Genomic DNA, 26,765 nt, shown 5'->3' on the forward strand with positions numbered 1-26,765 from the left:
GTCTGAGCCGCCACATTTCAGGTTCGCCGGGCGACGTCGACCGGCAGTAGGGTTCGCGGTGCTGCATATTTACCACTTCAGCTACGGCTGGTTGACGCCCATACTGTCCTACATCATGTCCTTCACCGGGTCGCTACTCGGACTACAGTGCGCCGCCCGCGCGCGGTCGGGCGAGAAGCGGTTGCTGTGGCTGGCGCTGGCCGCCGTGGCCATCGGGGGCACCGGTATCTGGGTCATGCATTTCATTGCGATGCTGGGCTTTTCGATTCAGGGCTCAGCGATCCGTTTCGATGTGCCGCTGACGCTGTTCAGCGCGGGCACCTCGATCGTGGTGGTCGGCATCGGGCTCCTGCTCGTCGTCACGCCACATCCCAGACTGTCGGCCCTGCTGGCCGGTGGCGCTATCACCGGCTTCGGCGTCGCCGGGATGCACTACACCGGCATGTACGCGATGAAATCGAACGCGACCATCACCTACAACACACCCCTCGTCGTGCTCTCGCTGGTGATCGCCGTCGTGGCGGCCACGGCAGCGCTGTGGTTCACCGTGAACGTCCGAGGTCTGCTCGCCGCCGCGGGCGCGGCGTTGATCATGGGGGTGGCGGTCTGCGGTATGCACTACACCGGCATGGCGGCGATGCAGGCCCACGGTGGTGAGCATCGCGGTACCCCCGAGGGAACCGATCCCCTGCAACTGCTGGCCCCGCTGATCGTCGGCATCAGTATCGTCACCATGCTGCTGCTCATCAGTGTCAGCCTCACCGCGATCGATCACGATCTCGACCTCCCGCCGCTGCGGCCCGTCACCGTGCGGCCCGCCGGCGACGACGTCGCTCCTCCGCCGGTGAAATTCGCTCCCGCGCAACCGCATACGGATGATCCGTGGGGGATGGCCCGGTCCGATGCCGCGCCGCTGACCGACGACGCGGGAACGCCCTACTGGCCGACCACCCGCCCGACTCCGTCGCGTAAACGCTGAGCCCCCACAGTGTTCGGTTCGACCGAGGTGGATTCCCGCTGGTCGAGCGCCATCATCGTGGCGGGGCCGGGAAGATCAGTGCCCGAGGTGTCCTTGAGGTCGACTCCCGACCGGCCGAGCCGACGTGCGCCGGATACCAGACCCGCCACCACCTTCGCGGCCCTGACGTAGTCGAGGCCTTCGGGCGGGTGGATATTGGAGACGCAATTGCGATCGGCGTCGGTGCGCCCGGGGCGCGGCAGATGGGTGAGGTAGATGCCGAGACTGTCGGCCACCGACAGGCCGGGACGTTCCCCGATCAGCACCACCGCGGTGCTCACCCCCATGGCCTCGGCGATGTGATCGCCGAGTGCGACCCTGGCCTGAGTGGCGATCACCGGCGCGGCGATCGAATAGTGCTGTGCCAGTTCGGCGACCAGGGCGCCGAGCATGGACGGTCCGTGATCGGTCAGTGCGCGGGGTGAGAGTCCGTCCGCGAGAACGAAGCCGATATCGGCTCCGCTGCGGGGGATCTCGGCCAGCGATCCGGGGGCGGGCAGTCGCCCGAGATCCGGTCTGCGCAGATAGTCCGCGCGGTGCCCGGCCCTGCTGGGCACCTCGATCGTCTCCCCCAGCCCGAGTTCGTCGACGCGGCGGCGCAGATCCGCGACATCGAGCGCGGTGTGCACGGCGTCGCGCGCCGCGGCATGGGCCGCACGCAATTCCAGCACCCGTGCCGTCGGCAGCGCGTCGCCGCTGCGGCCGAGTCCGATCCGCGCCTGTGTCGTCCGACGCAGCTCACGCCAGAAACCGTATTCGGCGAGATCTTCCGGCGCGGTGACCGTCGAATCGGGCGCGATATCCGAGGACGAGCCCATCACGCACCCGCCAAAGCGCGCAGCGGCGAGGCATGTGGTCGCACCGGCAGGATTCGGCCGGTGGAGTCGAGCATGCCCAATCCCGCCAGCCAGGACTCGAATTCGGGGGCGGGCCGCAACCCGAGCACGCGCCGGGCATAGAGCGCGTCGTGGAAACTCAGACTCTGGTAGCCGAGCATGACGTCGTCGGCTCCGGGCACGGCGATGACGAAGGCGACGCCCGCAGCCCCGAGCAACGTGAGCAGGGTGTCCATATCGTCCTGGTCGGCTTCGGCGTGATTGGTGTAGCAGACGTCGACACCCATCGGCAGGCCGAGCAGTTTGCCGCAGAAATGATCCTCGAGTCCGGCACGGATGATCTGCTTACCGTCGTAGAGGTATTCGGGTCCGATGAATCCGACGACGGTATTCACCAGCAGCGGGTCCAGCTCACGGCATACCGCGTAGGCGCGGGCCTCCAGCGTCTGCTGGTCGACCGGCCGACCGCCGGTGCCGAGATGCGCGCCCGCCGAGAGCGCCGAACCCTGTCCCGTCTCCAGATACATCACGTTCTCGCCGACGGTACCGCGCCGCAGCGACCGACCCGCCTCGTTCCCCTCGCGCAGCAGCGAAAGATCCACGCCGAATCCGGAATTCGCGCCCTCGGTGCCCGCGACGGACTGGAATACCAGATCCACCGGCGCGCCCGACTCGATCAACCCGATCGTGGTGGTGACGTGGGACAGCACGCAGGATTGGGTCGGGATGTCGAAGCGAACGCGCACCTCGTCGAGAAGTCGCAGCAGATCCGCGGTGGCGCGCGGCGAGTCGGTGGCCGGATTGATGCCTATCACCGCGTCACCGCAGCCGAGTAGCAGCCCGTCCAGCACCGCGGCGGCGATTCCACGCGGATCGTCGGTGGGGTGGTTCGGTTGCAGTCGGGTGCCCAATCTGCCCGGCAGCCCGATGGTGCTGCGGAAGGCCGCGCTCACCTCGGCCGCGCGTGCCACGGCGATCAGATCCTGATTACGCATGATCTTGCTGACCGCCGCGACCATCTCCGGTGTCAGGCCAGGCGCGATCGCGCGCAGCGTCCGCGCCGGGCTCACCCCGTGCTCGCCGGCCGCGACGGCGAGCAGCCAGTCGCGCAATCCGCCCACGGTGAGATGCGAGATCGGCTGGAACGCGACCCGATCGTGGGTATCGATGATGAGCCGGGTGATTTCGTCGGATTCGTAGGGCACCACCGGATCACGGAGGAATTCGGTCAGCGACACCTCAGCCAGCGCCCACTGGGCGGCGGCGCGTTCGGCGTCGGACCCGGCCGCGCACCCCGCGAGTTCGTCGCCGCTGCGCAGCGGGGTCGCCTTGGCCAGCAATTCCACCAGTCCGTCGAATGTGAAGGTGACACCGCCCAGGCGCTGGGTGTAGCGAGTCATCGGGCAACCTTCCCGGCGGGCCGCCTCATTCCAAATCCTCCTCGGCGCGCGCCAGCACCGCGAACTCCTCGTCCGGGGACGACGCGACCAGCCGGTGCCTGCTGTAGAGGGCGAAGTACAGCATGAAGGCGCAGAACGCGGCGAGCGTCCAGCCCGCCGCGACCGGTCCGCCTTCCGCGATACCGAAATTCCAGCCGGAGAAGTCACCGGAGATCACGTAGCTGATGCCGAGGCCTGCCAGCAGCAGCCAGCCCGCCGAACCCGAGCGCAGCGTGCGCTTGGCGAGATAGTCGTCCTCGGTCGTCGGGGGTGTCGCTGTCGCGTCGTCGATCGTCATGGTGATGCGCACTCCTGGCGGAATTGGGCAATGGACCAATTGTTGGGAGGCAATATTGCCCGGAGGTGAAACTCGGTTACGGTCGAAGGCCGGTTTCGGTGACGCGTCGCACGTGGTTCGAGCCGATGCCGCACGGCACACTCGTCACCGTGGGTACATCTGTGGCGCCGCGAATCCGTTCGCCCTGGACGGACACCGTCGACCTGGGCGCGCAAGTGCGTGCGGCGTCGACCGCGCTCCGCTCGCCACGCGCGATGCGGCGCGTCCTGCCCGCCGTGCGCGCTCACCTGGGGTCCGCGCCGGCCAGCACTGCCTACGCCTTCACCCTCTTCGTCACCTGGTGGACGCTGCGCGGGGTCGGCGCGGCGGTGGAGCGCAGGCTGATCCTGTCCGCGTCGACGAATCTGCACAACATGCGGCAGAACCCGGTTCAGGTGCTGGTCGCGTCGGCCTTCTGGACCGAGGGCGGGTTCCCGTGGATCACCATCGCCGGATTCCTGACCGTGATGGCCGCGGCCGAGCGCTGGCTCGGCACCGCCCGCTGGATCATGCTGTTCGCCACCGGCCATATCGGGGCGACGGTGCTCACCGTGACCGGTATCAGCCAGGCCATCGATCGCGGCATCATTCCGGTTCGGGTCGCGATGGCCGCCGACGTCGGCACCAGTTACGGATTCACCGCCGTGCTGGCCGCGATGGCATTCCGCTTCCTCGGCCCGGTGCGGTGGATGTGGGCGGTTGCCATCGTCGTGGCGGTGGTCGTGGCACTGTGGGTCGACCCCACCTTCACCGATTACGGCCATCTCTGCGCGGCGGTGATCGGACTTCTCGTCGGCGGGCTGGCCTCGGCATTCTGGCGGCGGGTCGAGCGGATGCGGGCGCCCGGCGAGGGGGAATCCGGCGGCGCCGAGACCTCGGGCGAGGAGGCGAACTGATTCGGTCGAGGGCGGATCAGACGCTGTGCGCGGATCCGGGACGTCGCTGAAACAGATCGATGATCGGTTCGACGACCCTGGCCGCGATCGGCCCGAGCACCGCCATCAGCAGCACGTAGGCGGAGGCGAGCGCCGCCAGCTCGCCCTCCACCGCTCCCGTCGCCACCGCCAGACCCGCGATGACGATGGAGAATTCGCCGCGCGCCACCAGTGCGGCGCCGGTGCGCGCCCGGCCCATCGATCCGACGCCCTGTCGGCGCGCCGCCCACCAGCCGGTGGCGACCTTGGTCAGCACGGTGACCGCCGCGAGAACGATCGCCCAGCCGAGCACGGGCGGGATCGCCCGCGGATCGGTGCCGAGGCCGAACGCGACGAAGAAGATGGCGGCGAAGAGATCGCGCAGCGGCTCCAGGAGTTTCACGGCTTCGTGCGCGGTGGAGCCGGAGATCGCGATGCCGAACAGGAACGCGCCCACCGCCGCCGAGACATTCAGCGCCGAGGCCGCGCCCGCGACCAGTAGTGCGGCGCCGAGGAGTTTGAGCAGGAACACCTCGTTATCGGAACTGTCGACGATCGCCGACACGTAATGCCCGTATCGCAACGCCGCCACCAGCACCACCGTGACGGTCACCAGCGCCAGCCCGACTGCTTCCATTCCGGCGAGCAGGCTCAGTCCGGCCAGCACCGTGGTGAGGATCGGCAGGTAGATCGCCATGGCGAGATCCTCGAACACCAGGATGGACAAGATCACCGGAGTCTCGCGGTTACCGAGCCGGCCGAGATCGTTCAGTACTTTCGCGATGATGCCCGACGACGAGATGTAGGTGACCCCGGCCATCGTGATCGCGCCGTCGAACCCCCAGCCGAGCAGCAGCGCCACCACCGCGCCCGGAGTCGCGTTGGCGACGATATCGATCAGGCCCGCCGCCCAGGAGCGCCGCAGCCCCGTCACGAGTTCGGCGGCGGTGTATTCCAGCCCGAGGAGGAGCAACAGCAGCACGACGCCGATTTCGCTTGCCAGATGGCCGAATTCATTGGCCGCGCCGAGTTCGACGAAACCACCCTGGCCGAAGGCGAGACCGCCGAGCAGGTAGAGCGGAATGGGTGACATTCCGAAGCGGCCAGCGACGCGGCCGAGCATCCCGAGGACGAACAGAACCGCCCCGAGCTCGAGTAACGCGAGCGCGGTGGCGGTCACGGCTCACCCGTGCGACAGGATCTTCCCGGCGGCGTCGAGGCCGTCGGGAGTTCCGACAACCACGAGCACATCGTCGGCGGTGAAGGTGAAATCGGGACCGGGCGAGGGATACAGCTGGCCCGAGCGCATCACCGCGACGATGGACGCCTTGGTGCGGGTGCGCATTCCGGTCTCCCCGAGGGTGCGCCCCTCGTACGGCGAGTCGGCGCCGATCGGTATCTGGCGGGTGGTGATGCCGGGCATATCCCGGTGATCCTCGTTGAGTTTGGCCACCAGTTGCGGCGCGCCGAGCAGATTGGCCAGGACGGCGGCTTCGTCGGTGCTGAGGGGGATCTGCGCGGCGCAGGCGTCGGGATCGTCGAGTTTGGAGACGATCAGATCTATGCCGCCGTCGCGGTGGTCGACCACACCGATGCGGCGGCCGGAGCGCGCCTGGAAATCCTTGCGTACCCCGATACCGGGCAGTGCGGTGACATCGACGTTCACCTCTCCACCCTAACTCTCACTATGCCCCTTGTGCCGCAGGCCCCTCCGGGTGCGTGGCAGCGGCGCTACCAGCCCCTCTGGATCGGCTGCCAGTCATCATTTCGGTGCGCGCCGACGCGTCGACAGTGACTGTCTCGGTGCGCAATCCGGTGACAACACCGGCGCGGACCGAACCGCCGCCGCGACCGCGCACACTCACCCGGCTGTGCGTCGGCCACGGATCGTCGGAGCAGCGATTCGACAGACTCACGGGGCCACCGCTCGAGCATTCCGGCCCGACCATTCCGGCCCGGCGGCTCAGCCCGGTTCGCCGTCGTTCGCGGCGGTCAGCGGCGCGAACGTGCCGTCCGGGTCCGGCCGGAATTCGACCACCTCGGTGACGGCTTGCACCGGCAGCGGGCCGTAGAGGTGCGGAAACAGCATCGATTCCGGATCGGTGGGCACCCCCGGCTCCCATTCGATCGGCGCACCGACGCGAGACGGTTCGATGCGCAACAGGACCAGGTCATCGCGTCCGGCGAAGAGCCGGTTGGCCGGTAGATGCGCCTGCGCAGGCGCCGAGAGGTGGATGAAACCGATCTCGTCGAACGACGATGGCCGATACTCGCCGGTCGGGCGGGCGGCGAGCCACTCGTCGCGAGTACAAATGTGAACGAGCGTGTGAGTGTCGTAGATCACGGGTAATCTCCCGGTAGACAACTGAATCGGCCGGATCGAGGCGTGAACGAGGCTGTGTGGTCGGAGTTGGCATGAGATGTTCGCCCGTAGCGAAATCGCAGGTCATGTTAGCGAAAACACATTGAATCATTCGCGGGAACAAAGCCCCCGTCCCGAACGTCTGACAGAGTAGTCATACCACTGCTGGGAAGTAGCGGTAGCGAGCCCCGCGGAGTGACCACGGGGCCCCACACCAGGTGAACGGACTGTAGTGCCGGGAGCCAGGACGGAGGAGTCATGCCAGGAACCCTGACAAGCACCCCACTGACCGCGGTCGATCGTTGCGACCGTTGCGGTGCGGCGGCACGCGTGCGCGCCACGCTGCCCGCCGGTGGAGAGTTGCTCTTCTGCCAGCACCACGCGAACGAACACATGGATCGATTGCGTGAGCTCGAGGCCGTGATCGATACGGAGTCTGCTCCCGCTCTCTGAACCAGTGGTATTCGCGTCCCGACACAACAGCATCGAAAAACAGAACATCGTATTCCCTGACAGCGGGCGACAATGTCGCCCGCTGTCGGTTTCTCCGGGCCGAGAGCGAGCGGCTATGACGGTCGATCACTTCGCGTCCAGCTCGGCGAAGATCCCGTCGAGTAAGCGGTCGAGGCCGTATTCGAACGCGTCGTCCGGATCGGCGGGGGCCTGATAGTGCTCGCCGACGGCGGCCCCCACCCGTGTGGACAGCGGGTATTCGGCCGCCGGCATGAGTCGATCCAGCAGCGGGCCGTGTTCCTCCCACCACCGCGCGTCGCTCAGCACAGCCGCGCTGCGTGACGCGGCGAGCGCCATCCTGGCGTTACCGGTCGCGAACTCCGACAGCACCGCGATCACCCGATCCATATCGAGATCCGACAGCCCGATGCCCTCGATCGCGGCCAACTGTCGCTCGTATCTGCGCATCCGGCCGGGACCGAGCACCAGTCGCCACGGCGAGACCTCGAGCAGCCAGGGGTGCGCGAGGAGTTCGGCGCGCACCTGCCGGGCGATCGCCCCCATCCGGCGTCGCGCCGGGGCGGCGGCCGGGATGGCGGCGTCCTGGTCGGCGACGGCGTCGACCATGAGCACGGCCAACGCGTCCTTGCTCGGCACGTAGGTGTAGAGGCTCATCGGCCGCAATCCCAGTTCGGCGGCGACGGCGCGGATGGAAACCCTGTCGTATCCGTCCCGGTCCGCGAGCGCGACGGCCGCCGCCACCACGGCGTCGACGCCGACCTTCTGCTTGGGCCCACGCCCGCCCGCGCGGGCAGGCACCGTATGTCGCCACAGCAGGCGCATCAGCTGTTCGGCTTCTCGCGCGTCTGTGCCTTCGGCCACGGAACCCCTCGGAATCAATTCGGTACGGTGTACGTTGTCACGATATTCCGTACACTATACGACGATCGAGGTTCAGCCCTGCGCAGCACACAGGCCACCTATCTGCCCGACCGCCACATGTTCGCCCTGTGGACGTGGACCGGCCACGCCACCGGTCGCCCGCCCGCGAGTGTCGAAGGCCGCCAAACCCTCGCGCTCGCGGTTCCGACCGGCCCGCACGGGGCGATCGAAATCTCCGACGTCGAATGCGCGCTGGTCGACCCGGCCGAACTCGCAGCGTCGGGGACTTCCGGGATCGTCGCACTCGACGAGCCGGGACGGTCCCTGCTCGCCTGGCGGCAGGTGGTCGAAGGGGACGAGCGGATCACCCGCCTGCCGATCGCGGCGCACGCGGTCCCCGACGCGACGAACACCTCCATCGTCACCGCCGAACGCGCGCTGCGGATCGTGCGCGAAAGCCGCGCGGTGGAGGCGGAATTGGCGACGACGCTGCGAGCCGAGCTACGGCCCTACCAGGTGCGGGGCGTGGGATGGCTACGGGAGACGACAGAGGCCTTCGGCGGCGCGGTGCTCGCCGACGAAATGGGCCTGGGTAAAACCGTGCAGACCATCGGATTCCTGCTCGGACGCGCCGAGCGGGGACCGCAGATCGTGATCTGCCCGACCTCGCTCGTGGGCAACTGGGCCCACGAGATCACCCGTTTCGCACCCGATCTGCGACCGGCGATCTGGCGTGGCGGGGTATCGGGGGCCCATACCGGGGGCACGGTGGTTATCGCGGGATATCCGACCCTGCGCCTGCACGGTCACCTGCTCACCGATCAGCACTGGGCCACCGCGGTTTTCGACGAGGCACAGGCACTGAAGAATCCGCGCACCCAGGTGTCCAAGGCCGCCAGGGCGCTCACCGCGATGTCGAAGGTCGCGCTGACGGGGACGCCGGTGGAGAACCACCTCGAAGAACTGTGGGCCTTGCTGAACCTGGTCACACCGCGACTGTTCGCCCACCGCACCCAATTCCGCCGCCGGTTCGTCCGGCCGATCGGCGAAGGTTCGGCCACCGCCGCGGCCCGCCTGCGCGACACCATCGAGCCGGTGCTGTTGGCACGCAAGAAATCCGAAGTCGCCGCCTCGCTTCCCGCGAAGATCCACAGCGATCTGCTCTGCGACCTCACCCCCGAGCAGGAGAAGCTCTACGACCGGCTACTCGATCGCGCCATCGAGGACGGCTTCGGCTCCGGCGCACGACGCCAGAGCCGGGTATTGGCCGCGCTGACCGCGCTCAAACAGGTCTGCAATCACCCCGGACTCGTCACCGACGACCTCGGGGAACTGTCCGGGAGGTCGGGAAAACTCGATCTGTGCGCCGATATCGTGGCCACCAACCTCGAAACCGGCTCCCCCACGCTCGTGTTCACCCAGTACCGGCAGACCGGAGAACTGCTGGTACGTCATCTGTACGAGCAGTTCGGCATCACCGCGCCGTTCTTCCACGGCGGACTGGACCAGGCGGCGCGCGCGGCGATCGTCACCGATTTCCAGGCACCCGAGGGACCGCCCGTCCTGGTCCTGAGCCTGCGCGCGGCCGGCACCGGCCTCACCCTCACCCGGGCGGCCGACGTCATCCACTTCGACCGCTGGTGGAATCCGGCGGTGGAAGCGCAGGCCTCGGATCGCGCGCACCGCATCGGGCAGACGCGCACCGTCACCATCACCACCCTGACCTGCGCCACGACGGTGGAGGAGCACATCGCGGGGATGCACGATCGCAAATCCGCGCTCACCGATCTCTCCGATTCCGCCGGTATCGCCGCTCTGGCCCGCCTCGATGACGGCCAACTCGTGGAAATCCTGCGCCGTAAGAGGGAGAACTGATGGCGGACAACGAATTCGGTTACACCGCGTGGGGCATGGATTGGGTCAGGCTGGCCGAGCCACTGCGCCAGAGCCGCCCTGATCCGCTGCTGCCGCGTGCCCGCAGCATCGCCCGCAACGGCGGTGTCCGGACCGGCATCGAGGGACGCGTCGTCCGCGCCGGGATACACCGCGGCGATCAGGCCTCGGTGACGCATCTGGAGGTCGCGCCGCTCTCGCGCGCGGCGATCACGGCGCTCGCCGCCGCCATTCCCGAGCCGACCGTCCTCACCGACGAGACGCACCGGGCACTGACCGCCGCGGGAATCTCCCCCGCCCCCGTGCTGGCCGCGACGGATTGTTCCTGTTCGGCGCGTACCCCACGGTGCGTCCACGTCCTGTCGGCGATCTACGACATGGCCCGCCGCGTCGACGAGAATCCCCGCCTCACCCTCGAAATCCAGGGGTACTTCGACGCGGCGACCGGCGCGCGATCCCCCGCCCGCGTCGAAGTCCCGCGCTGGACGGCTCTCAACGCCCTCGATCCGGCGGACTATTTCGACCTCGCCTGACTTCGGGTGGAATCATTACCAGCAGGCGCGTCGGCGCCCGCTGAAACGGGTCACGGCTGAGGCTCGTCACGCGTTCGTGCCGCCGTCGACGGTGAGGAACGCGCCGGTGATACTCCGCCCGGATTCACCCGCCAGGAAGGCGACGGCCGCCGCGATATCGTCGGTCGTACCGAAGCGGCCGAGGGCGCTCAGCCCCACCTGATGCTCGGCGTGCTCGCCGTCGGCGGGATTCATTTCGGTGTCGGTGGACCCCGGCTGCACCAGATTGACGGTGATACCACGCGAACCCAGCTCGCGGGCAAGGGCTTTGGTGAATCCGTTGAGGGCGGATTTGCGCCCGCGTCACCGCTGTCGGCACGAATGGCGACGGCGCGGCGGCCGAGCGATTCGATATCGGCGACGACGGATGCCACCCGCCCCTCGGCTTCGCGGTAGGTCACCGCCACGTCGGCGCCCTCCGCGGCGAGCCTGCGCGCGATGGCCGCGCCTATTCCCCGGCTGCCACCTGTCACCAGCGCCACCTTGCCCATCAGTTCGGGCATCTCGAACTCCCTAATTTTGTGTCGATCAGTACATAAATACCTAAGCCCCCGACCGCGGCACCGTCAAGGGGTATCTTTAACGATCGACACAGAAAGGAGTGGCATGGCGGCACGCGGACGCCCCAGGGCTTTCGATCGATCCGCAGCGCTGCGCCGCGCCATGGAAGTGTTCTGGGAGCACGGCTACGAGGGCTCATCGATGAGCGATCTGACGACCGCCATGGGGATCAATTCACCGAGCCTGTACGCCGCGTTCGGCGATAAAGAGGCACTGTTCCGCGCGGCCGTCGAGTTGTACGGACAGACCCACGGCGGCGACGCTGAAATCGCCCTGCGCGAGCAGCCGACCGCCCGCGCGAGTATCGAGGCCATGTTGCGCGACAGCGCGCTGGCATACACCGCCGAGGGCACACCGCACGGCTGCATGGTGGTACTCGCCGGGTCCACCTACACCGCCCGCAGCGCCCCCATCCGCGACTTCCTCGTAGACAAGCGCCGGGGTAGAAGCGGGGATATCCGCCGACGACTCGACCGCGGCGTCGCCGACGGCGACCTGCCAGCGGACACCGATACCGCCGCCCTCGCGACCTTCTACACGACCGTGCTGTACGGGCTGTCCATCCAGGCCCGCGACGGCGCTACCCTCGCCGAACTGACGCAGTCCATCGATACCGCGATGACGGCGTGGCCCACCGAATAGGCGAGGCCTACTTCCGGCGCAGCGCCGCGATCCGCTCGCCGAGCTGATCCGCGGTGGCCAGCGCGGTCGGCGGGCCGCCGCATTCCCGGCGCAGCTCACCGTGGATGACACCGTGCGGCTTGCCGGTTCGGTGATGGTGCATGGCGACGAGACTGTTCAACTCCCTGCGCAATTCACCCAGTTTGCCGGCGGTGGCGACCCGTTCCGCCGCGACGGCGACCTGACCGGATGGTTCGGGCGCGCGCATCTCGCCTCGGTCGGCGATCTGCTTGGTCTGGCGTTCGCGCAGCAGTGCGCGCATCTGGTCGGCGTCGAGCAGGCCGGGGATGCCGAGATAGTCGGCCTCTTCGTCACTGCCGGAGAAGGTCGCGGTGCCGAAGGACGATCCGTCGTAGATCACCTGATCCAGTTCGGCGTCGGCGGCCAGTGCGACGAAGGATTTCTCCTCCTCGCCCGGCTCGTCCTTCTGCTTGTTCGCCTCGATCAGCAGTTCGTCGTCGAGCCCGTCCTTCTCGCGGTGCGGTTTGCCGATGATGTGGTCGCGCTGCAATTCCAATTGCGCGGCCAGATCCAGCAGCACCGGCACCGAGGGCACGAAGACGCTCGCGGTCTCGCCCGGCCTGCGGGCGCGCACGAAACGCCCGATGGCCTGCGCGAAATACAGCGGGGTCGAGGCGCTGGTGGCGTAGACGCCGACCGCGAGGCGGGGCACGTCGACGCCCTCGGACACCATCCGCACCGCGACCATCCACGGCTGGGTGTTCTTGCTGAATTCGGCGATCCGGTTCGAGGAGGTCGGGTCGTCGGAGAGCACGACAGCGGGCCGCTCACCCGAAATATGTTCCAGCAGTTCGGCGTAGTCGCGGGCGCGCTCCTGGTCGGTCGCGATGACGAGGCCGCCCGCGTCAGGCATGCCCGAACCGCGCAACTGCCGCAGTCTCGTGTCCGCGGCGCGAAGGACCGCGGAGATCCAGTCGCCCGCCGGGTCGAGCGCGGTACGCCAGGCCCTTGCGGTCTGTTCGGCATTGAGCGGCTCGCCGAGGCGGGCGCTGTGCTCCTCGCCCGCGCTGTCGCGCCAATGCGCCTCCCCGGAGTAGGCGAGGAAGACCACGGGCCGCACGACGCCATCGGCCAGCGCCTCGGCGTAGCCGTAGGTGTGATCGGCGCGCGATTGCGGCAGACCGCCCTCACCCGGCTCGTAGGTGACGAAAGGGATCTGACTGTCGTCGCTGCGGAAAGGGGTTCCGGTCAGCGCGAGCCGCCTGGTCGCGTCGCCGAATGCCTCCGCGGTCGCGTCACCCCATGTCTTCGCGTCACCCGCGTGGTGGATCTCGTCGAGGATGACCAGCGTCCTGCGGTTCTCGGTGCGGACCCGATGCCGCGTCGGATGCGAGGCGACCTGGGCGTAGGTGACGACGACACCGTGGTAATCACCCGAGGTGCCGCCGGTGGCGTTGGAGAAGCGCGAGTCCAGCGCGATGCCGTTGCGGGCCGCGGCCTCGGCCCACTGGTGTTTGAGGTGTTCGGTCGGCGCGACGACGGTGATCTGATCGACCGTGCGGTCGGCGAGCAGTTCGGCGGCCACGCGCAGCGCGAACGTCGTCTTACCCGCGCCCGGGGTCGCCACCGCGAGAAAATCACGGGGTTTGGTCGCGAGATATTTCGTCAGCGCGCGCCGCTGCCAGGCACGCAGCGTGCCGAACCCGGCCACCGACGATCCCGAATCACCCGACGTCGCCTCATCTCCTGCCGCAACGCCACCCGACCCAGTCACGCAGACGACCCTACTTGCCGCGAGCGGCGTGTCGCCAAACCGACGCGACGGGCGCGACGGGCATCACACCCGGTCACGGTCCGCGACACCCTGTTCACGTGCCCACTACCGACACGACAGCGCGACAATCCGGTGCGTCGAGCACTCTTGCGACATGCTGTAGACACCATGACCGAGGAAAGTCCCCTACCGGATACCGCACCGTGGGACGGCGAAGAGCCGATCCACGGTGGTGGCGGTGGCACGCCGCCACCGTGGACGGACGCCGTGCGACGATGGGGCCGACGCGCGGGCAGGCATATCTGGCGGCTGGCCGCGCGGGTCGCGGTCAAGGCCTGGGACGACTCGATCTTCGCCAAATCGGCGGCGGCGGCGTTCTGGCAGACCTTGTCGTTGGCGCCGCTGCTGCTCGGCGTGCTCGGCAGCCTCGGCTATGTCGGCGGCTGGTTCGGTCCCGATACCGTGCAGATCGTTCAGTCCAAGATCATCACCTTCAGCCGGGATCTGTTCAGCCCGTCGGTGGTGTCCGATCTCATCGAACCCACGGTCGCCGATGTCCTCGGACGCGGGCGCGGCGCGGTCGTCTCGGTGGGCTTCGTGCTGTCGCTGTGGGCCGGTTCCTCGGCCATGGCGACCTTCGTCGACTCGATCGTGGAAGCCCACGATCAGCAGGACGCCCGACATCCGGTGTGGCAGCGCATCTTCGCGTTGCTGCTGTACGTATTGTTCCTGGTCGCGGCGGTTTTCATCCTGCCGCTCGTCGCGCTCGGACCCGCCATCATCGGCTGGATCCTGCCCAACTCCTGGCGTGAGCCGGGATTGCGACTGGTGGACTCCTTCTACTATCCCGGCGTCGGCCTGCTACTCATCATCGGCCTCACCACGCTGTACAAACTGGCACTGCATCGCTCGCTGCCGTGGCACCGGCTCTTCGGCGGAGCGCTGGTGGCAGGCGTGTTCTTCATGGCGGCCAGCGAGGGACTGCGGCGCTACCTGTCCTGGGTCACCAAAACCGGCGTCAGTTACGGCGCGCTCGCGACCCCGATCGCGTTCCTGCTGTTCACGTACTTCCTGGCGTTCGCGGTGATACTGGGCGCGGAATTCAACGCGGCCGTCCAGGAGTTCTGGCCCGCGCGCGCGACGCGCCTCGAGCAGATGAAGGAGTGGCTGTCCAACCAGGTGCGCGGCGACAGCGCCGACGACACCGAATCGGACGATTCGGCGGGGGAGAACAGCGGCGGCCAGGAGACAGGTGTCGACAACAAAGGCGGCGAGGAGACAGACACGGGGAAAGCCCGTCCGACTACACGGGAGAAGTCGACGGGCGAACCCGTGGCCTTCGAGAAGACCACGCAGCGGGGCTCCGCGGATCGGGAACCTCCGGCGACGCCGTCACCGCTACGCAGTTCGACGTAGTCGGCCGTGGTTCCCGGTCGGTCAGTCGCCCTTCTTCAGCCCGTCGTAGACCTTCTTGCATTCCGGGCAGACCGGCGAACCGGGCTTGGCCGAGCGCGTCACCGGAAAGACCTCGCCGCACAATGCCACCACGTGCGTTCCCATGACGGCACTCTCGGCGATCTTGTTCTTCTTCACGTAGTGGAAGAATTTCGGGGTGTCGTCGCCCGTCGTCTCGTCGGTGGTCGTATCCGGGCGAACCAGGGTTTCGGTACTCACGGATTCCATGATGCCGCATTACCCGTATCGACGCCTGCGCGGCTATCGATCATCCGCTGACCGGGGTGTGTGCGGTGGGTCCGACAGCGTGGAAGACTCGACGGTATGCAGCAACACGGCGACACCTCCGACGCCGACGACATCGGCCGCGGTGATCGCCCGGACGTCGACGAGCCCGATCGACGAAACCGTTCGCGAGGCTACTTCCCCGGTAGTGATGACGACCATCCCGTCCTCATCACCGAGGCCGCGCCCTCGCTGGAGGATCAGCACCGCGCCCGGGTCCGCCGCTACACCATCATCATGGCCTTCCGCATCCCCTGCCTTGTGCTCGCCGCCGTCGCCTACAGCCTGTGGGGCAATGCCCTGATCTCGCTGCTGATCATCGGCGTCTCGATTCCGCTGCCGTGGATCGCTGTCCTCATCGCCAACGATCGCCCGCCGCGGCGCAAGAACGAACCGAGCCGGTGGGACGGCCGCCGCGAACAGATCGCCCTCGAAGCCCGCAAGCACAATTCCATCGACGGCTGAGCTCCGTCAACGGCTGAGCTCCATCGACGGCTGAACTCCAGCGACGTGCGCGCGCTCAGGCCACGTGCGCGCGGGGCCTGCGAATACGGATAGACATCAGTGCCGCCGTGCCGCACAGCGCGCCCGCCACATACCAGGCGAGGTCGTAGCTGCCATGCAGGTCGCGGATGACACCCGCGCCGGTGGCCGCGATCGCGGACCCGACCTGATGCGAGGCGAAAACCCAGCCGAAGGCGACCGGACCGTCGTCACCGAACAGTTCCCGGCAGAGCATGACGGTGGGCGGCACGGTCGCGATCCAGTCCAGCCCGTAGAAGATGATGAACACCCACATACTCGGCTCGGTACCCGGCGCGAACAGCGAGGGCAGAATCAGCAGCGACAGACCGCGCAGCGTGTAGTAGGCCAGCAGCAGATAGCGCGGATCCACCCGGTCGGTCAACCAACCGGAGAAGATGGTGCCCGCGACGTCGAAGATGCCGACGACCGCGAGAAGTCCGGCCGCCGTGGTCGAGGGCATGCCGTGATCGTGCGCCGCGCTCACGAAATGGGTGCCGACCAGGCCATTGGTCGATGCGCCGCATACCGCGAATCCACCCGCGAGCAGCCAGAATCCGGGGGTGCGCGCCACCAGCGCCAATACGGTGACGGCCCGGCCCGCCCCACCGACAGGGACGGTGCGCACGCCGACCGCGCTCCCCGGTTCCGCGCCGTAGGCGGTGACGCCGACATCGCTGGGGTAATCGCGAATGAACAGCACGACCAGCGGCACCACGGCCAATGCCGCACCGGCCACGATGAGTGAGGGCAACCGCCAGCCGTGGTCGCGCGCCAGCGCCGAGACCAGGGGCAGGAAGATCAACTGGCCTGTCGCGCCCGCGGCGGTCAGCACCCCGGTGACCAGCCCGCGCTGACGCACGAACCAGCGTCCGGTGATGGTCGCGACGAACGGCATCGACATCGAGCCGACCCCGACGCCGACCAACAGCCCCCAGGCGAGCACCAACTGCCACGCCTGGGTCATGAACACGGTGAGTCCGCTGCCCGCCGCGACGAGCAGCAGCGCGCACGCCACTACCCTGCGGATGCCGAAACGCTCCATCAGCGCCGCGGCGAACGGCGAAATCAGTCCGTACAGCGGCAGATTCAGCGAGACGGCGGCGCCGATGGTGCCGTGCGACCAGCCGAATTCCTCGTGCAGCGGGTCCATCAGCACGCCGGGTACGGAGCGGAAGGCAGCCGCGCCGAGCAGCGCGACGAAACCGACAGCCGCGACCGCCCAGGCGGGATGCCATCCGGGTCGAGCGGGACGAATCTCGATGTCGGACACCTGTTCCGGCGCCTCGCGCGGAGTGTGCAGTTCGGTCACCTGCTGAGCGTGCCCGATGCGCGGTACGCGGACGAGTGGCCTGAATGCCACAATGCGTCAAGATCTAGCCAAACCGTTTGTCGAGTGAGTTCGGAGGACACCATGACCGCGACCATCGACCCGCCCGCACCGCACCGCGTCGCCGTCCTGGCGCTGGAGCCGGTGGTCGGCTTCGATATGACCATCCCGTCGATGGTGCTCGGCGCCGCCATCGGCGCGGACGGGGCAGCGCGATACCAGGTGGATATCTGCGGGCTGACTCCCTCCGGCATCCGGTCCACCGCGGGGTACACCATCGTCGCCGACCACGGCCAGGAACTGCTCGCCACCGCCGACACAGTGATCGTGCCCGGCACGCGCGCACCGGGACCGCGCGTCGATGGCATCGCGTCGCGGGACTTGGCCGCCGCCCTCGCGACGATCCGACCGCAGACCCGGATCATGTCCATCTGCACCGGCGCGTTCGTTCTCGGCGCCGCGGGGCTGCTCGACGGCAGGCGCGCGACGACGCATTGGGCGTTCGCCGACACCTTCCGCGCGCTCTACCCCGCGGTCCACCTCGACGAGAACCTGCTGTTCGTCGAGGACGGAAATATCTGTACCGCGGCGGGTCTCGCCGCCGGTATCGACGTCTGCCTGCATATCATCCGGTCCGATCACGGCAGCGAGATCGCCAACCGGGCGGCGCGTTACTGCGTGGTGCCGCCGTGGCGCGAGGGCGGTCAGTCGCAGTTCATCGAACGCCAGGTCCCCGAGCCCGGTTCCGACGGCACCGCGCCGACCCGCGCGTGGGCGCTGCGGCATCTCGATCGAGAACTCGACCTGAACACCCTGGCCGCGCACGCGCGCATGAGCGTGCGGACCTTCACCCGGCGGTTCAAGGCGGAGACGGGACTCGCGCCGGGTTCCTGGCTGCTACGTCAGCGACTGCGGCACGCGCGACGGCTGCTCGAGACCACGGATCTGCCGGTGGACGCGGTGGCGCGCGCCTCTGGAATGGGGACGGCGGCATCGCTGCGCCACCACATGCGCGCCGAACTCGGCGTCGCGCCGCTGGCCTACCGCAAGACATTCCGCACGGGGTAGGGCAGCACGGGATAGGGCGGCACTGGATAGGGGCAGCGCGGGATAGGGGCAGCGCGGGATAGGGGCAGCGCGGGATAGGGGCAGCGGTATTCGCTCGACAGCCGGGACGCTCGACACCTACTGTGTCCGGGGGCCAACAGTGGGTGTGTCCCACAGCACACAGGAGACACGATGATTCGGTGGGTTTGGGCGTTCCTCGACCGTCCCGCACAGCGTTTCGACGACTGCGTGAAATTCTGGTCGACGGTGACGGGAACCGCCCCCTCCGAACGCCGCGGCGCCGACAGCGAATTCCTCACGCTGCTGCCCGATCCCGCGCATTTCGCGGCGGCCTCGGTCAAGATGCAGTCGGTGACCGGCCTCGGAGGCGTCCATCTCGACCTCGATGTCGACGATATCGCCGCCACGGTCCGCATCGCCCTCGATCTCGGCGCCGATCTCGTCGCGAACCACCCCGACTACGCCGTACTGCGCTCGCCGTCGGGGCAGATCTTCTGTCTCACCCCGAGTGGCCGCGCCGCGGGCAGGCCCGCGCCCGCCTTCCGCGCCCCGGACGGCACTCTCAGCCGCGTCGACCAGATCTGCCTGGATATCGGCCCCGCCGATTACGACCGTGAAACCACATTCTGGCAGTCCCTCACCGCCTGGGAGCATCGCACGGGTCGGCTGCCCGAATTCGCCCGCCTGCGCGCGAAAGAGCCGCTGCCCATTCAGATCCTGCTGCAGCGTCTGGGCGAAAGCCGCCCGACCAGCGCGCATATCGATCTGTCCTGCTCCGATATCGAGGCCACGGTGGCCTGGCACGAATCCGTCGGCGCGACGATCGTGGAGCGTCACTCACACTGGATCGTCCTGAACGATCCCGCCGACGCGCCGTACTGCGTCACCGCCCGCGACCCGAACGGCATCTGAGACGCATCGGCGCGTATCGGCTGTGACACGGCGGACAGGTGCCCGAGGCCCGGTCTGTCGCGGTGGCAGAGTACCGGTGTGTCTTCGCAACGAACCACCACCGGATCCCTGCTCACCGCGCTGTGCCCGGACCTGCGCACCGCGCTGACCCGAGTCGGCTACGACGCCGACACCCTGCTCGAGGCCCTGGGGCCGGACGTGCACTCGGCACTCGGGCGGCAGGAACCGGTTCCGGTGCGGCGGGCCGCTCGAGCGGCGGGTGAGCTCGGCAGCCTGATCAGGCTGCTGCTCCTTGGTGACGCACTCGCCGAACGCGAGGTCGCCGCCGCCCTCGCGCCGCTCGATCTCGACCGCGCCGTCGCGGCGGGACTGCTGGAACGCGACGGCGACCGCCTGCGTGCCGCGCTGGATCTGCGACCGCTCGACCTGGGCGAGGGCAACCGGTGGATCCTGTCCGATCTGGACGATTCGATGCGCAGGCGCACGCTCACCGAGGAGCACGTCCTCGGCGTCGGCCACGCCTCGCTGTCGCTGTTGCGCGCCACCCCCACCCGGCCCGTCGGTTCGGTGCTGGATCTGGGCACCGGGTGCGGCGTGCAGGCGGTGCACGCCGCGTCCTACGCGCGCTCGGTCACCGCCACCGACGTGAATCCACGGGCGCTGTGGCTGGCCGAGGCCACCGCCGCACTCAACGAGCTGGATATCGACCTGGTGGAGGGCTCGTGGTTCGAACCGGTCGAGGGACGACGTTTCGACCAGGTGGTGGCGAATCCGCCGTTCGTGGTCGGTCCGGCGCGGATCGAGCACACCTACCGCGACTCCGGGCTGGCCATGGACGGCGCGAGCGAACTGGTGATCTCGCAGGCCGCGGATCTGCTCGCCCCCGGCGGTACCGCCGCGATGCTCGCCGCGTGGGTGCACGCGGACGGGCAGGACTGGCGACAGCGGGTCTCATTGTGGCTGCCCGACCACGGCGTGGATGCCTGGGTCGTCCAGCGTGACGTCGCCGATCCCGCCCTCTACGTCGGCACCTGGCTACGTGACGCCGGACTCGATCCGCGCGATCCGGCGGCGCAGGCGCGCGCCGAAGAGTGGCTCGACGCGTTCGCCACGGCACGGGTCGAGGGGATCGGCTTCGGATTCGTCTACCTGCGTGCCGTCGACGGCCCCACCGAACTGCTGGCCGAGGATCTCACGCACGGATTCGACGATCCGCTCGGCGAGGAGGCCTGCGGTTACTTCGAGCGCTCGGCCTGGTTGCGCGCGGTCGCGAGCGATAACGATCTGGCCTGGTCGTCACGTTTCTCGGTGGACAGGGCCACGGCGCTGGAACGCGTCTATCTGCCCAGCGACGAGGGGTGGCGACAGCAGGTGGCGCGGCTGCACCGCGGGGACGGTCCGCGCTGGCAGCACGAGGTGGACGAGTCGACCATCTCACTGGTCGCGGGAATGCGACCGGATGGTCTGTCGTTGGACGAGTTGATCGAACTACTGGCCCTGGCCAACGGCTCCGATGAGGTGAGCGCCGAATTCGCCGCCGACGCGCTGTCCGTAGTCGCGGGACTTGTTCGACACGGATTGATTCGTCCCGTGTAGCAGGGGTGCCGTGGCGCACGAAGGTCGTGCGCACGAGGGATACGAGCACACCGCGAGCACGGACGGCACCGGGACACAGCGTGTTCCGGACCGTGGGGGTTCTCAGGAACTTCTCAGCAGAAGGCCGTGAAACCCCCAGTTCAGAGCGGTTTATCACAGCCTCGAGCGGGAACTTTCTCTGAGTCGGGTCCGTTATTCGGAGTGAGACACCACCGACAGGAGGCAAGTCATGACAAGCCCCGCCACCACTCGTGTGCGACCCAGCGATTCGGACCTCGACGCCCAGAGCCCTGCCGCCGACCTTGTACGCGTATACCTCAATGGTATAGGTCGCACCGCACTGCTTACGGCCGCCGACGAGGTCGAGCTGGCCAAGCGCATCGAGGCGGGCCTGTACGCGCAGAATCTGCTGGAGACCGGCAAACGGCTGTCGGCCACCCGCAAGCGCGATCTGGCCATCATCGTGCGTGAAGGCCAGGCCGCCCGCGCGCATCTGCTCGAAGCCAACCTGCGCCTCGTCGTCTCCCTCGCCAAGCGGTACACCGGTCGCGGCATGCCGCTGCTCGACCTCATCCAGGAAGGCAACCTCGGACTGATCCGCGCGATGGAGAAGTTCGACTACGCCAAGGGCTTCAAGTTCTCCACCTATGCCACCTGGTGGATCCGCCAGGCCATCACTCGTGGCATGGCCGATCAGAGTCGCACCATCCGCCTGCCCGTCCATCTGGTGGAGCAGGTGAACAAACTGGCCAGAATCAAGCGTGAGCTGCACCAGCAACTCGGTCGCGAGGCCACCGACGAGGAATTGGCCAACGAATCGGGCATTCCGGTCGAAAAGATTTCCGATCTGCTCGACCACAGCCGCGATCCGGTAAGCCTGGATATGCCCGTCGGCAACGACGAAGAGGCCCCGCTCGGCGATTTCATCGAGGATTCCGAGGCCACCTCGGCCGAATCCGCTGTCATCGCGGGTCTGCTGCATCACGACGTACGCAGCGTGCTCGCCACCCTGGACGAGCGCGAACAGCAGGTCATCCGGTTGCGCTTCGGCCTGGACGACGGCCAGCCGCGCACCCTCGACCAGATCGGCAAACTGTTCGGGCTCTCGCGCGAACGAGTTCGTCAGATCGAGCGCGAGGTCATGTCCAAGCTGCGCAAGGGCGAGCGGGCCGACCGCCTGCGGGCCTACGCCAGTTGATCGCCGGGGACACCGAACGATTTCGAAGGGTCCCCTGACGACTCGGTGATCGGCAACGGTCACCGTCGAGCGCCGACCGGCGCCGCGCGTCCCGCCCCCTCCGGGCTCGCGCGAACCGGTCGGCGAACTCTGTCACTCCAGCGATGTCCACCCCCGCGCCATGCGGGAAGTGCGCCGGGGTCCGATCAGCTCTGATCAACCTCGACGTCGTACTTCACCGTATCGTTCTCGACACTGGTGACCGTGACCGTCAGACCGAGCTGATCCCCGCCCGCGGACAGGGTGCAGCGCATGGTGGTGCCGACGGTGCCCTTCAGATCTCCAGGGCAATCGATCCCGTCCGGCTCCTGGCCCACCTGCTCGGTCAACGTCTGCTTGACCGACTTCTCCAATTCGGCTTCGCCGATCTTGGGATCGGAACCGATGGAGACCGAACACGCCGCGAGCGCGCACGCGAGCAGGGGCAGCGCGATCGAACCGAGCTTCTTCATGGTGAACGCCTCTCTTGGGGGAACATCGATGGTCCCCCAAGATCGGAAAACCGTCACGGGGTGTTAACTACGCCCGCCCGGTTCGGCGTGTCAGGCGAGTCGACGTGGACCACTGTCGAATCGGCTCGGCTCCGGGCCTATTCGGACACGGGCGTACAGGATCGCGGCAGAGGTCGGGGATGCCAGCACCGGCTCGCAGGACAGTTCGCGGAGTTCGGGCAGATCGTCGAACAGTGCCGAAATACGCTGGGCGAGTTCGACGAGGGCCGCCTTGTCGACGCGTGGACTCGCGGGAGTACCCGAGAGCAGGGCTGCCGCGCGGGGCGCGTCGATGAGGGCGATCGATTCGTCCTCGGTGAGCGGCAGGGCGCGGTAGGCGCGGTCGCCGAGCAGTTCGATGATCATGCCGGACAAACCGAATTCGATCACCGAGCCGAAGGACGGATCGTCCTGGACCCGCAGAACGCAGCCGACGCCGGTCGGAGCCATCTGCTGGATGTGCAGCACCGGATCGCCGCAGATCTCGACCAGATCGCGGTAGGCCTGGCGCACGGCTTCGGGACGCCACAGATCCAATCGGACCCCGCTGAGATCGGGACGGCGCCGCCACACTTCGCCGGTGGCCTTGGCCGCGACCGGATATCCGAGTTCATCGGCGGCCTCGACCGCCTCCTCCGCGCTGCGTACCTCGCGGAATGCGACGACCTCGATGCCGTAGCACTCGAGTAGTCGCACCGCTTCCAGATCGGTCAGCCAGCGCCCGCCTCCCTCCTGCATCCAGCCGGTGACCAGCGCTCGGGCGCGTTCGGTATCCATCCCCTCCGGCCGCACGACCGCCGACACCGGTTTGGTGCGCCACTCGGCGTATCGACGGACCCGGGCCAGGGCCCGCGCGGCACGTTCGGGATCCGGATACGACGGGATGGAGCCGCGCACGACGCTGCCGCCCGGCCCGCGCACCGCCAAGAGATTCGGTATCCCCTGCTCGGCCACGAATGTGGTGAGAATGGGTTTACTCGCCTCGGGCATTCGAGCGGCGGCGGCACGTATCGCGTCGGCGAATCCGGCCATCGGCGTCGGCACCGGGGGTGCGAAAACCACGAGGACGGAATCGATCTCGTCGTCGGCCAGCGCGGCGACCGCGGCGTCGAGGTAGGACCCCGGCGTCGCCTGCGGACCGAGATTCACCGGCTCGCCGACCTCGAGTCCGTAGCCGCGCGCCGCGTCGACGGCAAGCCAGCTCAGCGCGGTGCTGTTGCTGATCACCGCGAGCCTGCCGCCCGCGGGCAATGGCTGATAGCCGAGAAGCGCGGCGCAGTCGAAGAGTTCGGAGATCGAATCGACCTGCACGATTCCCGCCTGCGCGAACAGATCCCGCACGATCGAGCGATCCATATCGCCGGCCGGCTGAGCGCGTGCGGCGAGGCGGCCACTGCTCACCGCCACAATCGGTTTGGTACGGGCGACCCGGCGCGCGATTCGCGAGAATTTGCGCGGATTGCCGAAACTCTCCAGGTAGAGCAGGATCACGTCGGTATCGGGCGCGGTGTCCCAGTACTGGAGCAGGTCGTTGCCGGAGACATCGGCGCGGTTACCCGCCGAGACGAAGGTCGACAGACCGAGGTTGCGCGCCGCGGCCTCGCCAAGAATGGCCGCGCCGAGCGGGCCCGACTGGCAGAAGAATCCGATGCGCCCGCGCGCGGGCAGGATCGTGGCGAGGGTAGCGTTCAACGACACCGCCGGATCGGTATTGGCGATACCGAGCGCGCTCGGACCTACGACCCGCATGCCGTGCCCGCGCGCCGCGGCCACCAGATCGCGTTCGGCGGCGAACCCCTCGGGCCCGGTCTCGCCGAACCCCGCGGTCAGCACCACCAGACCTTTGACGCCCTTGGCCATACAGTCGTCGAGTACCGAACCGATGGCGGCGGCGGGCACGGCGACCAGGGCCAGATCCACCTCGTCCGGGATATCGCGCACCGTCGGGTACGCGCGCACCCCGCGGACCGACCGCCGGTTGGGGTTCACCGGATACACCGGCCCCTGGAACCCGCCCGAGAGCAGATTGCCCAGCACCACCCCGCCGACGCGGCCCGGTGCGGGCGTCGCGCCGATGACCGCTACCGAACCCGGCGCGAGCAGATTGCCCACGCTGCGCGCCTCGGAGGCGCGCTCACGCGCATCCCGCACGGAAACAAGGGCTTCGGTGGGATCGATGGCGAATTCCAGGTGCAGCACCGAACCGTCGCGGCTGCGTTCCACCTGGTAGCCGGCCTCCCGGAAGACCGTCACCATGGTGGTGTTCTCCGCGAGCACCTCCGCGACGAAGGTCTCGATCTTGTTCTCGGCGGCAGAACCGGCCAGGTGCTCGAGCAGGATCGAACCCAGACCGCGCCCCTGATGTTCGTCGGCCACCACGAACGCGACCTCGGCGGCGCGCGGCCCGGGCCGGTCCAGCAATTCGTAGCGGCCCACCGCGATGATCTGCTCGCCGAGTTCGATGACCAGTCCGACCCGATCGTGGTAGTCGACATGGGTGGTCCGGTACAGATCCTTCACCGAAATCCGGGGATAGGGGCCGAAGTAACGCAGGTAGCGGGTGCGATCGGAGAGCGCGGCGTGGAATTCCTGGAGCGGATCCGCGTCGTCAGGGACGATCGGGCGCAACCGCACCACCCGGCCGTCGGAGGCGAGCACGTCGGCGAACCAGTGCACCGGCGGCGGTGGCGGCACCGCCGGGGTGTCCGGGGAATCCGGGACGGGTACCGAATCAGTCACGTGGGTCCTCCGGATCCAAACCGAGCAGCCCGAAGCTCGCTCTGCGCGTGGCCAGTACAGCCGTGTCGATGGCGCGCTGGGCGCGGTCGAACCGCGCGTCGCCGGTCTCGCCTGTGCCGCCGGGCCCGTCCCACGGCCGAAAGGCGATGTCGCCGCCGTCTCCCATGGTCCGCGGCGGGTCGAGGGCGGGCGCCTCGGTGCGAATCATATCGATCCAGTCCTGCGGCACCGCGGTTTCCGGGGCGATGTCACGATCCAGCGCGGCGGCCAGCAAGTGGGTCCATGCCCGCGGCACCACCCGGAACAGCCCGTATCCGCCGCCGCCGACCGCGAGCCAGCGCCCCTCGGCGTAACGGTCGGCCAGATCTCGCATGGCCAGGAATGCCGCGCGCTGACCGTCCACGGTCAGTTCGAGATCGGCGAGAGGATCCTCACGGTGGGTGTCGACTCCGCACTGGCTCACCACGATCTGCGGCCGGAAGGCGGCGAGCGCACCGGGTACGACGGCGTGGAATCCCCGTAACCACTGCGCGTCCCGGGTGCCTGGCAGCACCGCCAGATTGATCGCGGTGCCCTCGGCCGCGCCCATCCCGGTTTCCTCCGGCCAGCCGGTATTCGGCCACAGCGTCGCCGGATGCTGGTGGATCGACACGGTCAGCACCCGGGGATCGCCGTAGAACGCCCGCTGCACCCCGTCACCGTGATGGACGTCCACATCCAGGTAGGCGATGCGGTCGAAACCGTGATCGAGCAGCCAGGAGATCGCCACCGCCGCGTCGTTGTAGACGCAGAACCCCGATGCCGAATTCGCCATGGCGTGATGCATGCCACCGCCGATGCTGACCGCGCGCCGAGTGCGCCCCTCGGCGATCTCGCGGGCGGCGGCCAGGGTGCCTCCAACGATCACCGAGGCCGCGCTGTGCATCTGCGGAAAAATCGGATTATCCGGCGAACCGAGCCCGAACGGCGGCGCCTGCGGTTCGCCGAGCGGCTGCACGGCGTGCTTGACGGCCTCGATGTACTCGGCGGTGTGGACCCGCAATAGCTCGTTCATCCCCGCTGGTTCCGGCCCCAGCGGCTCGATTCCTTCCAGCAATCCGAGACTTTCGGCGAGCGCCATGGTGAACTTCAAGCGCGCCGGTTTCATCGGGTGCTGCGGAGTCCACGCGTACTCCAGGAAACGGTCTGTCCAGACCACTGTTCCTCGACCGGATGTCGCTGGGGGCGGTGCAGGCGCGGTCCGGAGCGGTATCGAGTGTTCACCGCGGGGTGTAGTGGCCATGATCGCAACGGTACGCGGGAAGCTGGCGACCCCGCGCGACGTTCCTATGCAGTAGAAATAGATCTATCACGTACACGCCCGGCATGCGGTGCCCCGACGGAATTCCCACGGCGGGCGCGTAGCGCGGTCGTCGTCGACGATGCGTGGCGACCGCGCGACGCACGA

24 protein-coding genes and 2 pseudogenes are annotated in these 26,765 nt (G+C 68.2%); 12 read left to right on the plus strand and 14 right to left on the minus strand.

Features of this window, described 5'->3' with window-relative positions:
• Positions 1-58: 58 nt before the first annotated feature.
• A complete protein-coding gene (locus ABZS43_RS14145; protein ID WP_355036278.1) occupies positions 59-979 on the plus strand; it encodes an MHYT domain-containing protein in 921 nt (306 codons plus the stop codon).
• Here the strand turns inward: ABZS43_RS14145 and eutC are convergent.
• From eutC to ABZS43_RS14160, 3 genes and pseudogenes are all read right to left on the minus strand, one after another.
• A complete protein-coding gene (gene eutC / locus ABZS43_RS14150; RefSeq protein WP_355036279.1) occupies positions 937-1,836 on the minus strand; it encodes an ethanolamine ammonia-lyase subunit EutC in 900 nt (299 codons plus the stop codon). The two genes, ABZS43_RS14145 and eutC, sit on opposite strands and share 43 nt — an antisense overlap.
• Positions 1,836-3,254 (minus strand): ethanolamine ammonia-lyase subunit EutB, encoded by a 1,419-nt coding sequence (locus ABZS43_RS14155; protein WP_355036280.1) that lies wholly within the window; start codon positions 3,252-3,254, stop codon positions 1,836-1,838. The genes eutC and ABZS43_RS14155 overlap by 1 nt, the downstream gene beginning before the upstream one ends.
• 166 nt (positions 3,255-3,420) lie before the next feature.
• Positions 3,421-3,591, minus strand: a pseudogene (locus ABZS43_RS14160) (ethanolamine permease); the annotation flags it as partial.
• 98 nt (positions 3,592-3,689) lie between these two features.
• Between ABZS43_RS14160 and ABZS43_RS14165 the strand changes: the two are divergent.
• Complete coding sequence (locus ABZS43_RS14165; protein ID WP_355036281.1) at positions 3,690-4,526, plus strand: rhomboid-like protein; 837 nt, start codon at positions 3,690-3,692, stop codon at positions 4,524-4,526.
• Between the two features lie 16 nt (positions 4,527-4,542).
• Here ABZS43_RS14165 and ABZS43_RS14170 read toward each other — a convergent pair whose 3' ends face one another.
• From ABZS43_RS14170 to ABZS43_RS14180, 3 genes are all read right to left on the minus strand, one after another.
• Positions 4,543-5,724, minus strand: coding sequence for a cation:proton antiporter (locus ABZS43_RS14170; protein WP_355036282.1), 1,182 nt, complete (start codon positions 5,722-5,724; stop codon positions 4,543-4,545).
• 3 nt (positions 5,725-5,727) lie between these two features.
• Positions 5,728-6,210, minus strand: coding sequence for a cation:proton antiporter regulatory subunit (locus tag ABZS43_RS14175; protein WP_355036283.1), 483 nt, complete (start codon positions 6,208-6,210; stop codon positions 5,728-5,730).
• 297 nt (positions 6,211-6,507) lie between these two features.
• Positions 6,508-6,888, minus strand: a complete 381-nt coding sequence (locus tag ABZS43_RS14180) for a DUF952 domain-containing protein (RefSeq protein WP_355036284.1) — start codon at positions 6,886-6,888, stop codon at positions 6,508-6,510.
• Between the two features lie 276 nt (positions 6,889-7,164).
• On the opposite strand from ABZS43_RS14180, the gene ABZS43_RS14185 reads away from it, so the two are divergent.
• Positions 7,165-7,359, plus strand: a complete 195-nt coding sequence (locus ABZS43_RS14185) for a hypothetical protein (RefSeq protein WP_033087939.1) — start codon at positions 7,165-7,167, stop codon at positions 7,357-7,359.
• Between the two features lie 126 nt (positions 7,360-7,485).
• On the opposite strand, the gene ABZS43_RS14190 is transcribed toward ABZS43_RS14185, so the two are convergent.
• The gene (locus ABZS43_RS14190; RefSeq protein ID WP_355036399.1) at positions 7,486-8,202 is read right to left on the minus strand and encodes a TetR/AcrR family transcriptional regulator C-terminal domain-containing protein; all 717 of its coding nucleotides are present in this window, start codon (positions 8,200-8,202) and stop codon (positions 7,486-7,488) included.
• Between the two features lie 156 nt (positions 8,203-8,358).
• Here ABZS43_RS14190 and ABZS43_RS14195 point away from each other — a divergent pair, with 156 nt between their 5' ends.
• Both ABZS43_RS14195 and ABZS43_RS14200 read left to right on the plus strand, forming a co-directional pair.
• Complete coding sequence (locus ABZS43_RS14195; protein WP_355036285.1) at positions 8,359-10,116, plus strand: DEAD/DEAH box helicase; 1,758 nt, start codon at positions 8,359-8,361, stop codon at positions 10,114-10,116.
• Positions 10,116-10,667 carry a hypothetical protein gene (locus tag ABZS43_RS14200; RefSeq protein ID WP_355036286.1) on the plus strand — a complete coding sequence of 184 codons (552 nt, stop codon included), beginning with the start codon at positions 10,116-10,118 and terminating at the stop codon, positions 10,665-10,667. The genes ABZS43_RS14195 and ABZS43_RS14200 overlap by 1 nt, the downstream gene beginning before the upstream one ends.
• A gap of 66 nt (positions 10,668-10,733) precedes the next feature.
• Here ABZS43_RS14200 and ABZS43_RS14205 read toward each other — a convergent pair.
• Positions 10,734-11,209 (minus strand): annotated as a pseudogene (locus ABZS43_RS14205) (SDR family oxidoreductase).
• A 103-nt stretch (positions 11,210-11,312) separates the two neighbouring features.
• Between ABZS43_RS14205 and ABZS43_RS14210 the strand changes: the two are divergent.
• Positions 11,313-11,909, plus strand: a complete 597-nt coding sequence (locus ABZS43_RS14210; RefSeq protein ID WP_355036287.1) for a TetR/AcrR family transcriptional regulator — start codon at positions 11,313-11,315, stop codon at positions 11,907-11,909.
• A gap of 7 nt (positions 11,910-11,916) precedes the next feature.
• On the opposite strand, the gene ABZS43_RS14215 is transcribed toward ABZS43_RS14210, so the two are convergent.
• Positions 11,917-13,620 (minus strand): DEAD/DEAH box helicase, encoded by a 1,704-nt coding sequence (locus ABZS43_RS14215; protein WP_355036400.1) that lies wholly within the window; start codon positions 13,618-13,620, stop codon positions 11,917-11,919.
• 231 nt (positions 13,621-13,851) lie between these two features.
• On the opposite strand from ABZS43_RS14215, the gene ABZS43_RS14220 reads away from it, so the two are divergent.
• Positions 13,852-15,099 carry a YihY/virulence factor BrkB family protein gene (locus ABZS43_RS14220; RefSeq protein ID WP_355036288.1) on the plus strand — a complete coding sequence of 416 codons (1,248 nt, stop codon included), beginning with the start codon at positions 13,852-13,854 and terminating at the stop codon, positions 15,097-15,099.
• 21 nt (positions 15,100-15,120) lie between these two features.
• Here ABZS43_RS14220 and ABZS43_RS14225 read toward each other — a convergent pair whose 3' ends face one another.
• Entirely contained in the window at positions 15,121-15,357 is a 237-nt protein-coding gene (locus ABZS43_RS14225) for a DUF3039 domain-containing protein (protein WP_355036401.1), read from the minus strand.
• Between the two features lie 105 nt (positions 15,358-15,462).
• Between ABZS43_RS14225 and ABZS43_RS14230 the strand changes: the two genes are divergently transcribed.
• Positions 15,463-15,888, plus strand: a complete 426-nt coding sequence (locus ABZS43_RS14230; RefSeq protein WP_355036289.1) for a DUF3099 domain-containing protein — start codon at positions 15,463-15,465, stop codon at positions 15,886-15,888.
• A gap of 55 nt (positions 15,889-15,943) precedes the next feature.
• On the opposite strand, the gene ABZS43_RS14235 is transcribed toward ABZS43_RS14230, so the two are convergent.
• Positions 15,944-17,218, minus strand: a complete 1,275-nt coding sequence (locus tag ABZS43_RS14235; RefSeq protein WP_355036402.1) for an MFS transporter — start codon at positions 17,216-17,218, stop codon at positions 15,944-15,946.
• Between the two features lie 141 nt (positions 17,219-17,359).
• Between ABZS43_RS14235 and ABZS43_RS14240 the strand changes: the two genes are divergently transcribed.
• The 4 genes from ABZS43_RS14240 to ABZS43_RS14255 all read left to right on the plus strand — a co-directional run bounded on the left by ABZS43_RS14240 (position 17,360) and on the right by ABZS43_RS14255 (position 22,049).
• Positions 17,360-18,343: a helix-turn-helix domain-containing protein gene (locus tag ABZS43_RS14240; RefSeq protein ID WP_355036290.1), complete on the plus strand. Its 984-nt coding sequence runs from the start codon at positions 17,360-17,362 to the stop codon at positions 18,341-18,343.
• 171 nt (positions 18,344-18,514) lie between these two features.
• Positions 18,515-19,255 carry a VOC family protein gene (locus tag ABZS43_RS14245; RefSeq protein ID WP_355036291.1) on the plus strand — a complete coding sequence of 247 codons (741 nt, stop codon included), beginning with the start codon at positions 18,515-18,517 and terminating at the stop codon, positions 19,253-19,255.
• Between the two features lie 78 nt (positions 19,256-19,333).
• Positions 19,334-20,851 (plus strand): methyltransferase, encoded by a 1,518-nt coding sequence (locus tag ABZS43_RS14250; RefSeq protein ID WP_355036292.1) that lies wholly within the window; start codon positions 19,334-19,336, stop codon positions 20,849-20,851.
• A 229-nt stretch (positions 20,852-21,080) separates the two neighbouring features.
• Entirely contained in the window at positions 21,081-22,049 is a 969-nt protein-coding gene (locus ABZS43_RS14255; protein ID WP_355036293.1) for a sigma-70 family RNA polymerase sigma factor, read from the plus strand.
• 185 nt (positions 22,050-22,234) lie between these two features.
• Here the strand turns inward: ABZS43_RS14255 and ABZS43_RS14260 are convergent, their stop codons facing one another.
• The 3 genes from ABZS43_RS14260 to ABZS43_RS14270 form a co-directional block, all read right to left on the minus strand.
• The gene (locus tag ABZS43_RS14260; RefSeq protein WP_355036294.1) at positions 22,235-22,540 is read right to left on the minus strand and encodes a DUF4333 domain-containing protein; all 306 of its coding nucleotides are present in this window, start codon (positions 22,538-22,540) and stop codon (positions 22,235-22,237) included.
• 90 nt (positions 22,541-22,630) lie between these two features.
• Positions 22,631-25,318 (minus strand): GNAT family N-acetyltransferase, encoded by a 2,688-nt coding sequence (locus ABZS43_RS14265; protein WP_355036295.1) that lies wholly within the window; start codon positions 25,316-25,318, stop codon positions 22,631-22,633.
• Entirely contained in the window at positions 25,311-26,465 is a 1,155-nt protein-coding gene (locus ABZS43_RS14270; RefSeq protein WP_355036403.1) for an acetoin utilization protein AcuC, read from the minus strand. Before ABZS43_RS14270 ends, ABZS43_RS14265 begins: the two co-directional genes overlap by 8 nt.
• Positions 26,466-26,765 lie beyond the last annotated feature (300 nt).

This window comes from Nocardia sp. NPDC005366, from assembly GCF_040606855.1.
In the GTDB taxonomy this organism is placed as follows: Bacteria; Actinomycetota; Actinomycetes; order Mycobacteriales; family Mycobacteriaceae; genus Nocardia.